This window comes from Streptomyces himastatinicus ATCC 53653 (assembly GCF_000158915.1).
Classification (GTDB): Bacteria; Actinomycetota; Actinomycetes; order Streptomycetales; family Streptomycetaceae; genus Streptomyces; species Streptomyces himastatinicus.
Window position 1 is genome coordinate 1 of record NZ_GG657755.1, and the last position, 9,245, is coordinate 9,245.

The following is a 9,245-nucleotide window of genomic DNA, read 5'->3' on the forward strand; positions in this document are numbered from 1 at the left end:
CTGGCTGCTCCGTGTGCCGCGACAGCGCCGAGACCTCGCTGATCGCGTCTTCGAACAGCTGGCCTTCCGTGGCCCGGCCGATCGTCACGCGCTGGCCCGTGGGCCGGGGGTCGGCGGTGTAGCCGAGCCACTGCGCTCGCGCCATCACGAACGACGTATCGCACACGCCGCTCTGCGGCCGTCTTGTCCGGCCGTGGGCGGCCTTCGGCTTGAAGCGTCCCATGGCCGGTCAACGACGAGGGCGTACATGGCGGCACGGGGCGTCCTTCTGCTGGCCGTACGGAGCGGGGGCGTGAGGTCAGGCGGCTGGAGGGCTCATCGCTGACGACGCAGGCCGCGGACGCGACGGGCGATGGTGGGCGACGACACCCCGTACGCGGACGCGAGACCACTGATGGACTCGCCCCGCTTCCAACGTGCCACGATTTCCTCATCGGGCAGATCCATACGGCGCTTCCCTACGGGAACACGCACTCCGGCTTGTCTCAGCCGGTCCGATATCAGGTAGCCGCTCGCGCCGTACTCGGCGGCCAGCTCCTGTATCTCCGCACGGTCCTCCAGATAGCGGCGCGCCAACTCCTCGTTGGATACAGGCAGGGAGAGGCGGTTGCCGCGACGGGGAACGCCATGCTGTTCCAGCAGTCGGGAGATGGTGTTGTCGCAGCATCCGTACACATCGGCCAGTTGACGAGCGGTCTCACCTGCCCGGTAACGGTTCACGATCTCCGAGACGGGGAGCGTGTCGGCCAGCAGAACGATCTGTGCTGGCGGAGGTGGATTGCTGCCGCCCGTGGAGCCGCGCATCAGCCGACAGACCTGCGCTGTGCTGAGTCCGGCTATCCGGGCTGCTTCGGCTTGGCTGTCGCCCGCATGAACGGCCGCGACGGTGGCCTGGTGGAGTTCGGTACGGGCATCCCGCAGTTCGTCTGCGGCGTGGCGGTAGGTACTGGACCGGTTGGGGTAGGCGCGAGCGGATTCCATGTCCTGTTTGGCGTTGTGGTACCGCTGGGCGGCGTTGCGGAGGTGCGACCGGGGAGAGTTGGCCATGGCACGACGGTGCCACGGATTCAGTACATCGTTGCCCCGGCCCGGACACGACCGCGCCCCCACCGTGCGGCGGGGGCGCTCGAGATCAGACGGCTAGCCAGTTACGCCAGGTGCTTGCCGTTGCCGACATGCCGAGCCCGCGGCACGCCCGAAAAGCGCGCGGACTGCCCACCCGGCGCCTCCCGCATCATCGCCTCCGCCCGGTCCTCCGCCGCCCGCTGCGCCGTCACCGGCTCCACATCGGTCCAGTAAATGTCCAGCATGGTGCGCAGCGTCGTCGGCTCGCCGGTGGGCCCCATCGGCACGGTGATCTGGTCGAGGAGACGCCACAGCTCGTAGTCGCACTGTTCGGCTATCCCGCCGGAACGGGCGTGCGCGGCCTGGTGACGGCTGACCGCGACGGCCAGCTGCCGCAACTTCTCTCGGTTCTCTTGCGCGACCGAATGGTTCGTGGAGCGGTTGATGTTCTTCTGCGCGCGGCCCAGGTCGGCGAGGGCCTTCTGCATGGTCTGGTGGAAGTTCCCGGCCCGGCCCCGCCAGCGCTCGTAGTCGGGGCGGGAAGCGAACCACTCCTGTTTACCGGCTTCGCCGCGCGCGAAGCAGTCCTGTTGGAACGCGTCCCGCTCGATCCGGCGGTGCTTGAGGGTGGCCGCGGTTCGGGCCAGCATGGCGGTGTACGCCTCGCGGGTCCGGTTGATGTTGGCGGGGTGGGTGAGCGCGGCCCACGTTTCGGGGTCACGGGCTGGTGGGTGCGCGTTGTCCTTCGCGACCTGCTCGTAGGCGGCGTCATCGAGGGTGGAGAGCTGCTGTGCGTCCATCTGGCGGCCTCCAAGCCGGAGTTGGGCGGGCTGGGTTTCATGATGGCGGACGGGTCTGACAAAGCCCCCGAGACCGGAAGATCCGGACCGCGGGCCGGGACCGCACAACGCCCCCACCGGTCGCGGTGGGGGCGCGAGGTCAGACGGCCGGACGATCCGGGCTGCGGTCGATCGATGCTGCTCGGCGGGCGAGCATGCGCTCTTTGATCTGCTCCTGGGTGGGCTGCGTCCACTGGTGCCAGCCCACCGGGGGCTTCCACTGCTGGAAGTGGGGCCGCTTGTCGAGACCGCACCAGCGGCACCCCATCGGATTCGTAATCTTCACTGGCCCGCCTTGCTGGTCTGCGTAGCGGCCTCGGCGCGCGCGGGGGCGGGGACTTCGCCGCAGTGGAGGTTCTGGGTCCAGTGGGTGCATTCGCCGGAGAGACAGCGTCGGGAGCGGTAGCGGGTGCATCGTCCGGGCTCGTGGTCGCAGGAGCCGTTGCGGCACTGCGTGGGGAGGTGGTTGAACGCCATTGATGCCTCCGTGGGCTGATGGTGTGAACTTGCTTAAGGGTGCTGTGCGGCCGGGCCGGTGTTGCCCCGGCCAGGCCGAGCGGTCAGACGGCCGGACGGTCGGGGCCACGGTGGTCCGTGGGCGGCAGCAGTCGACCGATCGCGAGGATGGCGGCGGCTTCCTGGACGGTGCCGCCCGTGTGCCGGGCGATGAGCAACGCGGCCGTCAGGGCGGAGAGCTGGCGGTACGTGTCGGAGTCGAACCAGCCATTGCTGGGGCGGTTCCTGGTCATGATGGTCTCCTAGCGAGCGAGGGCAGGCATTCGTGTGCATCAGTAGTGCCTGCCGGAGACCGTTGTGTTGCCGGTACGTTGGGCCCGGGACGTCGTTGCAGTCGGCGTCCCGAGGTCCTTCACGCTACCGCAATTTTAGATACACGCGCAACTAGAGTTCGCGAGGTGCGCACCACAACGCCCCCACCCACAGCCGGGATGGGGGCGCCGCTGCGTCCGGGCGCGAGGGTCAGCGCGGGTCGACCGCTTCCCCGCACTGGCGGTCAACTACCCGCTCGGCGATCGCCGTGATCGGGGTCAACGGCGGGCGGACCCACTCGGTGCGCGCGACGTGGGCGTGCTCGTCGCAGGCGTACACCTGGATCTCCAGGGCGCCGTAGGCGAGGCCGCCGTCGATCTGGCTGCGCCCCTCGATCAGAGTGGTGGCGGGCGCGGTGCAGGTGCCGATCCGTCGCGTGGCGGTGGTGGGCATGGGGATCTCCTTCGTGGTCAGCGGTGTAGGATCTCGCGCTCGGCTTCATACAGCAGCGCCGTGACCTGCGAGTTCTCCGGCTGTCTCGCGCCGCTTCACCATGATCTGTCTCAAGCCCCGCTGCACTTCCTCGTGGTGAACCGAGGCACCGGCCGAACGGGCAGACCGCTGACCTGCGATGTCTCACCGCCCGCTTCATAAGTGCAGCCGATATGAAGCGGGCGGTGAGATTATGAAGCGGGATTTGAGATCCCACACGAATCCGTCAAGTCTGCGCCATGTCCACGAATCGGCTGTAGTGCCCCTGGAAGGCGACCGTGACAGTGGCGGTGGGCCCGTTACGGTGCTTGGCCACGATCAGGTCGGCCTCGCCCGCGCGCGGTGACTCCTTCTCGTACGCATCCTCACGGTGCAACAGGATCACGAGGTCGGCATCCTGCTCGATCGACCCGGACTCCCGCAGGTCAGACACCATCGGCTTCTTGTCCGTGCGCCCCTCGGGCCCGCGGTTGAGCTGGGACAGGGCGATGATGGGGATCTCCAGCTCCTTGGCGAGCAGCTTGAGATCCCGGGACATGTCAGAGACCTCCTGCTGGCGGTTCTCCCCCCGGCGGGTGCCGCCAGGCTGCATCAGCTGGAGGTAGTCCACGATCAGCAAGTCCAAGCCGTGGGCCTGCTTGATTCGCCGGGCCCGGGAGCGAACCTCGAACAGAGTCAGGTTCGGGGAGTCGTCCACGATCAGCGGGGCGCCCTCGATCGCGGCCGTCCGGTTCGCCATGCGCGTCAGGTCGTCTTCCGTAACGGATCCGGAGCGGATGTGGTGGAGGCCTACGCGGGACTCGGCGCTGTAGAGGCGCTGCGTGATCTCGTCCCGGCCCATCTCCAGGGAGAAGAACGCGGCGGGCCTGCCGTGCTTGACGGTGCAGCAGCGGGCGAAGTCGAGGGCGAGAGTGGACTTACCCATCGCGGGGCGGGCACCGATGACGATCATCTGTCCGGGCTGGAGCCCGTTGGTCAGCTGGTCCAGGTCGGTGAGACCGGTGGGCACCCCGGTCAGCCCGGCGGAACCCTTCATACGGGCGTCGAGCTGGTCCCAGAAGCCGGGCACGTCCTCGCGGATGTGGTGGTAGCTGGTGGACTGCTCCCGGCCCTTGAGCGCATCCAGCAGTTCCGCCTCGGCCCGGTTCCGGATGTCGTCGATGTCGCCCTCGCCGGCGTGGCCCATCTGCGTGATGCGGGTACCGGCCTCGGTCAGCCGCCGCAGCACCGCCCGCTCATGCACGATTTCCGCGTAGTACTCGGCGTTGGCCGCAGTCGGGGCTGCCTGTACGAGTTCATGGAGGTACGAGGCGCCGCCGACACGTTCGATTTCGCCACGCTTGGTCAGCTCGGCGGTAACCGTGATCGGGTCGGCCGGCTCGTTCTTCCCGTACAGGTGCAGGATCGCCTGCTGGATCGTCTCGTGAGCCGGGCGGTAGTAGTCCCGCTGCTGCATGGAGCTTTCGATGACGTCGGCGATAGCGTTCTTGGACATCAACTGCGCGCCGAGGGCGGACTGCTCGGCGTCGAGATCCTGCGGCGGGATCCGTTCAAAGCCATCGCCGCGTGCCTGCCGGGGGACGTCCTGTAGGTCTTCTGCCATTCTGGACATGCAGATCTCCTCGAGGGGTCTGGCTGCGGCGGCCGGTTCTTGTCGGGATGGGCCGCCGCAGCTGTGTGTGATCAGTTGGCGGACTTGCCAGCGCGCAGCCGGGCCAGCAGCCCGGGGCCGTCAACGGGACCCGGATCGGACTTCCCGCGCTGAAGCCGTTCACGCTCGGCGATGCGGCACGGCGAACAGTCGTCCTCGCGGAAGTTCGGGTGGCGCGCGCACATGCCGGGCTCGGGCTTGGTGCGGCCGCCAGCGGCACGGCGGGCAGCCGCGCGGGAGTAGGCCCGCAGGTTCGGGATCCGCTTGGCGCGGAGGATGCTCACGAGGTTGTTCGCCCCGCCCGGGTTGGTGGCCAGGCAAGAGGCCAGCAGCGAGTGGTCCACCTCGTGGATGCACGGCCACTCCTTGCGTGCCATCTGGGCCAGCAGCTCGGGGGCGATGTGGGCTGCGTCCTTGTCGCCGACGAACCACGGGTCGGGGAGGCTCTGGAGGAAGGCGACCGCCGCGTCGAGGTCTTTCTGGTCGAAGACTCCCTCCTCCTCCGTCTGTGGCGGGTGCTGCCGCGCGCCGTCTGTGGAGGGGGTAGGGGGAGGAGTAGTTCCTCCTCCTGGGGGGAGTGGGGGGGATCCGGCATTGCCGGAAGCTGCTCCGACCTGCGGAGATGTGCTACTTCCGGCATTCCCGGATCCGGCATTGCCGGAAGTAGGCTTGACCTGTGGTGATCGAGATTTTGTCCGTTTACCCGACCTGGTTCCGGCATTCCCGGATCCGGCATTGCCGGAAGCTGCTCCGACCTGCGGAGACGTCCCATTGTCGCCTTCAAGAATCGGAGGTTCCGGGTTCCATGCCGGGAACTCGTAGTACTCGTAGCTGACCCCGGATACCTTGTTGTCGGCCCGGTGGATGATTCGCCGCAGATAGCCCTTGGCGCGGAGCCGGGCGAACGACTCGTAGACCGCGTCGCGGCCAATCAGGCGTGAGCCGTTGCCGCTCTTGACGCCCATCTCTCGCAACCGCTCCAGCACGCTCTGTGGTGTGACGGCTGGCGGGTGCTCGCCGGGCCCCGTACGGGCCCTCTCGGCGAGCTGGAAGGACAGCTCGGTGACCACGACCAGATCGATCGGATAGTCGACGATCGCGTGCGGCCCGGACCGCATGTGAGCGTGGATCGTGATCCCGCTGACTGGCCCGCGAGCTGCGATCGCAGCCTTGTCGAAGCCCTCGACCGGGCCGCTCACCTGACGCTCCCGCGCGCGTCGGCGGTCCTGGTGTCGTCCGCCGTGGTGGTGATCACAGCGGGTCGTGCGGGGGTGCAGTATCCGGCACGCCCTTGTGCCTGTAGCCTCACGTGTGAAGCGCCTTTCTTGCAGGGGGCTGACTTCGGCAGCGAGTCCGACCTCGCTGAACTGCTCGCAACGGCCGGTGGGACTCGACCCCCCACCGGCCGTTCTGCTGCTCCGGGACTACCACGCGGGTCGCCCCCGAAGCGCGATAACCGCCTCACGGCGCGCCCCCGGGCTTCACATAGACCTCCCGGAAGAAGTCCAGGAACGGATCGGTGTCCATGACCGTGGCGTTCGCCAGTTCCCAGTAGGGATGCGGACGACCGGGGCCGAACGGCCACCGTGGATTGGTCTTCGCGATGTGTCTGATGCCCTGGTGGGTGATGTGATCCACGATTCCCAGTTCGATGAGCAGCTTGGCGCCGCTCTGGAAAGTGACCGCGGGCGGGATGGGGACGTCGCGGGCGGTCACGCGATGACGCCGATCGCGATAGGGGAACGCTGTGCGCTAGTGAGACTCACTAGTAGGCTCCTGTGTGTGGACAGCTCTTTGCGGGGTTCGTTCACTGCTGCTGGCGCGACTGCGATGCGCCTGTGGCTCAGGACGGCCGGTCGGGCTACCACCCCGCCGGCCGTTCGCACGTCCAGCCCAGAGAGCAGGACGTGCGACGTTCAGACCTACTGCCTCCCCTCCCGCGGCCACGCCGCGGACTCATCACGCACCAACTCGGATACCAGCTCCACGCGATCAGCTGGAATCACGCGAATGGTGACCTCCAAGGGCTGATTGTCCCGCCCTGAGCAGCCCACCAACGCGATCTGCAAGACCGGCAACGCGGTGGGCATCTCCAGCAGTCGAGCCTCCTCCGAGGACGGCATACGGGCCTGCGTGTGCTCCGTCCACTGGATGGGCCCGTGACCAGCCTCTTCGAGCCGATCCAGGTACCCCCCAGGGCCAGTCGAAGGCTCTGCGATCCGCGGGGCGTCCTCGACGGCCTGCGGGCTGAGCCAGGTGTCGACGATCTGAAACGGCGGCTCACCCTCGGGAGACATCACCCGCCGACGCCGCAGCACCCGAGCCCCGGCCTCCAGTTCGAACACGTCGGTCACGACGGGCGGGGCAGCTTCGTGCGACGCCTTGGGGGTGCCGTGCGTGACCCAGACTTCGTCGGCGTACGAAGCGGCCGGGAAGACGTACATACCCGCGGTGCTGCGAGTGACGACCTGGCTTCGGCGGATCCTGCGCCGCTCTGGACGTGGCTGCACGATGGTGCCCTTCCTGCCTGCGGTCCTGACTACGCCTTCCGACGCCAGTTGCGTGATGGCGCTACGAACGGTGGAGCGGCTGACCTCGTACTCGTCCATCAGGTCGGTGATGGGCGGCAGGGTGTCGCCAGCCCTGATCTCACCTCTCTCGATCCGGCCCCTCAGGAGCTGGGCCAGCTCCGAGTGGGTCGGCGTCTCACGCCCTATCGGCATTCGAATCTCCTGTCTGTGTAGGTCCATACTCCCATTTGTGCGAGACGCTTGACAAGTAGGTCTCGCACAAACGAGGATTGGGTACAGCCAATCACAGGGCGATTCGTAGCACGAAAACAGCCCCCGGTGTGTCCGCACCGAGGGCTGTGTTGCCGGGAATCGCCCCACCTGCCACACAGGAGGCCGATCCCTCATGGGTCAGGATTCCACACGAAGCACCTTCGGTAGCCGTCGCACTCGCATTGTGAGTGCTGTGACGGCTACCACCCCCGCTCCGGCCGTCTCCGAGCCGGACGAGTTCCTGCGCCGGGCCCGCATGGCTGACGCCGCGAAGTCGGCCCCGGCCGCCGCGATGTCGACCCGCGAGCAGACCATCGCCCTCACCAACCAGTTCACCGCGTTCGCCGCCGCCGGCCTGCCGCACGTCAACCCCGACCTGCTCACCCCGGTCACCGCGATCAGCCTCCACGACCCGGCCACCGGCGACTTCATCGGCGGCGTGCAGCTGCCGGAGGAGCTGGCCGACACCCTCTTCCAGGCCCTGGACGCGCTGCGCCGGGCGCAGGAGGACGCCGCCCCGGCCGAGCACACCCGGGCCGCCGACGCCGCCCCCGCCCGCCGCTTCAGCGTTCTGCCCGGGGGTGTCGCCTGATGGATCACGACCGTCCGCGCCCCGCCGAGACCGAGGACGCCAAGCCGCACCCCGAACTCCCGCAGCGCCTCCCCGGAGGCACCCTGTGATCACGCACCGTCCCGGCCACCAGACCCCGCCAGTCGACCCCGCGGTCCCGCCGCTCGACGACGAGCTGGAGGACATGCTCGCCGTACTCGGCGGCAGCGTCGGCCTGGACATGCTCGCGGACGCGCTGCGTTACATCGCGCTGGAGCGGCACGACGTCAAGGCCACCAAGACCAACCTGCTGTGCCTGGCCGGCGCCGAGCCGAACGTCGTGGACCTGATCGCGGGCATCGTGGCCAGGCTCGGTGACGCGGCGTCGAATCCCGCGCTCCGTGAGCTGGGCGACGCGCAGCAGGCCGGGGTCCGCGAACTCACTTCGGACTACGCCCGCCTCACCGACGAAGCCCAGCTCAAGGCCCTCATCTCCGAGACCGCCCCCGTCATCGACGGCGACGAGACCGCCCCGGCCAACTGGGTCTGCTGGTTCTGCGCCGCCGAGAACAGCCCCTCCGCCCGCACCTGCGGGTTCTGCCACCACCGGCCCGAAGACGGCCCCAACACCACCTGACCACCCCCGCCGCCGTCATCGACGGCATCTGACCAGGAAGGACCACCGCCGTGAGCCGTGACCGTGAGCAGCGAGCCGCCGAGTACGAGGACCTGGCCGCCGACGCCACCCGCCTCGCCTCCCAGGTCTCCAGCACCAACCCGGCCGAGGCCGCCGCCTGCGTCACCGACTACACCGAATCCGCCGAGCGGTACGCGGGCATGGCCCGCGCGCTCCGCACCCCCAACCCCTGACCACCCCTCCGGGGGCCCGCTGGAGCCGACACAGCGGGCCCCACCCCCGGCCCGGCCGATGTCGAAGCCCACCAGCCCTCCCCCTGCTGGTGGGCGCCGAGACCGACCAGACCACCCCGCGCCGCCCGACCCGAGGAGACCGCCATGACCCCGCAGCACGACGGAGCCACCGGCCAACGACCTGTCGACCTGGCACCACGCCGACTACGACACCAACCAGATCTTCG

The 9,245-nt window shown here is 68.6% G+C and carries 14 protein-coding genes; 3 read left to right on the plus strand and 11 right to left on the minus strand.

Annotated features, from left to right (window positions below; genetic code table 11):
• The 11 genes from SSOG_RS45845 to SSOG_RS45890 form a co-directional block, all read right to left on the minus strand.
• On the minus strand, positions 1-223 hold a 223-nt coding region (locus SSOG_RS45845), incomplete at its 3' end, for a hypothetical protein (RefSeq protein ID WP_009721170.1).
• Positions 224-315: 92 nt separating this feature from the next.
• Positions 316-1,047: a vWA domain-containing protein gene (locus SSOG_RS45850; RefSeq protein WP_009721171.1), complete on the minus strand. Its 732-nt coding sequence runs from the start codon at positions 1,045-1,047 to the stop codon at positions 316-318.
• 101 nt (positions 1,048-1,148) lie between these two features.
• The gene (locus SSOG_RS45855) at positions 1,149-1,865 is read right to left on the minus strand and encodes a hypothetical protein (protein ID WP_039942899.1); all 717 of its coding nucleotides are present in this window, start codon (positions 1,863-1,865) and stop codon (positions 1,149-1,151) included.
• Between the two features lie 139 nt (positions 1,866-2,004).
• Positions 2,005-2,190 carry a hypothetical protein gene (locus SSOG_RS52980; RefSeq protein WP_009721173.1) on the minus strand — a complete coding sequence of 62 codons (186 nt, stop codon included), beginning with the start codon at positions 2,188-2,190 and terminating at the stop codon, positions 2,005-2,007.
• Positions 2,187-2,381 (minus strand): hypothetical protein, encoded by a 195-nt coding sequence (locus tag SSOG_RS45860; protein WP_009721174.1) that lies wholly within the window; start codon positions 2,379-2,381, stop codon positions 2,187-2,189. Before SSOG_RS45860 ends, SSOG_RS52980 begins: the two co-directional genes overlap by 4 nt.
• 83 nt (positions 2,382-2,464) lie before the next feature.
• Complete coding sequence (locus SSOG_RS45865) at positions 2,465-2,653, minus strand: hypothetical protein (protein WP_009721175.1); 189 nt, start codon at positions 2,651-2,653, stop codon at positions 2,465-2,467.
• Between the two features lie 229 nt (positions 2,654-2,882).
• Positions 2,883-3,125, minus strand: coding sequence for a hypothetical protein (locus SSOG_RS45870; RefSeq protein ID WP_009721176.1), 243 nt, complete (start codon positions 3,123-3,125; stop codon positions 2,883-2,885).
• Positions 3,126-3,390: 265 nt separating this feature from the next.
• A complete protein-coding gene (gene dnaB, locus SSOG_RS45875; protein ID WP_078510684.1) occupies positions 3,391-4,776 on the minus strand; it encodes a replicative DNA helicase in 1,386 nt (461 codons plus the stop codon).
• A gap of 71 nt (positions 4,777-4,847) precedes the next feature.
• Positions 4,848-6,014 (minus strand): hypothetical protein, encoded by a 1,167-nt coding sequence (locus SSOG_RS52985; RefSeq protein WP_154686147.1) that lies wholly within the window; start codon positions 6,012-6,014, stop codon positions 4,848-4,850.
• A 262-nt stretch (positions 6,015-6,276) separates the two neighbouring features.
• Positions 6,277-6,531 (minus strand): hypothetical protein, encoded by a 255-nt coding sequence (locus SSOG_RS45885; protein WP_009721179.1) that lies wholly within the window; start codon positions 6,529-6,531, stop codon positions 6,277-6,279.
• A 206-nt stretch (positions 6,532-6,737) separates the two neighbouring features.
• Complete coding sequence (locus SSOG_RS45890; protein ID WP_009721180.1) at positions 6,738-7,538, minus strand: GntR family transcriptional regulator; 801 nt, start codon at positions 7,536-7,538, stop codon at positions 6,738-6,740.
• A 253-nt stretch (positions 7,539-7,791) separates the two neighbouring features.
• Here SSOG_RS45890 and SSOG_RS45895 point away from each other — a divergent pair, with 253 nt between their 5' ends.
• The 3 genes from SSOG_RS45895 to SSOG_RS45905 all read left to right on the plus strand — a co-directional run bounded on the left by SSOG_RS45895 (position 7,792) and on the right by SSOG_RS45905 (position 9,018).
• Positions 7,792-8,190 (plus strand): hypothetical protein, encoded by a 399-nt coding sequence (locus tag SSOG_RS45895; protein WP_039942904.1) that lies wholly within the window; start codon positions 7,792-7,794, stop codon positions 8,188-8,190.
• An 85-nt stretch (positions 8,191-8,275) separates the two neighbouring features.
• Positions 8,276-8,785: a hypothetical protein gene (locus SSOG_RS45900; RefSeq protein WP_039942907.1), complete on the plus strand. Its 510-nt coding sequence runs from the start codon at positions 8,276-8,278 to the stop codon at positions 8,783-8,785.
• Between the two features lie 50 nt (positions 8,786-8,835).
• The gene (locus tag SSOG_RS45905; protein ID WP_009721183.1) at positions 8,836-9,018 is read left to right on the plus strand and encodes a hypothetical protein; all 183 of its coding nucleotides are present in this window, start codon (positions 8,836-8,838) and stop codon (positions 9,016-9,018) included.
• The last annotated feature ends 227 nt before the right edge of the window (positions 9,019-9,245 follow it).

Coding starts and splice junctions, on each gene's coding strand:
- SSOG_RS45850 (WP_009721171.1), bottom strand. CDS start 1,047: ATGGCCAACTCTCCCCGGTCGCACCTCCGCAACGCCGCCCAGCGGTAC.
- SSOG_RS45855 (WP_039942899.1), bottom strand. CDS start 1,865: ATGGACGCACAGCAGCTCTCCACCCTCGATGACGCCGCCTACGAGCAG.
- SSOG_RS45860 (WP_009721174.1), bottom strand. CDS start 2,381: ATGGCGTTCAACCACCTCCCCACGCAGTGCCGCAACGGCTCCTGCGAC.
- SSOG_RS45865 (WP_009721175.1), bottom strand. CDS start 2,653: ATGACCAGGAACCGCCCCAGCAATGGCTGGTTCGACTCCGACACGTAC.
- SSOG_RS45870 (WP_009721176.1), bottom strand. CDS start 3,125: ATGCCCACCACCGCCACGCGACGGATCGGCACCTGCACCGCGCCCGCC.
- dnaB (WP_078510684.1), bottom strand. CDS start 4,776: ATGTCCAGAATGGCAGAAGACCTACAGGACGTCCCCCGGCAGGCACGC.
- SSOG_RS45890 (WP_009721180.1), bottom strand. CDS start 7,538: ATGCCGATAGGGCGTGAGACGCCGACCCACTCGGAGCTGGCCCAGCTC.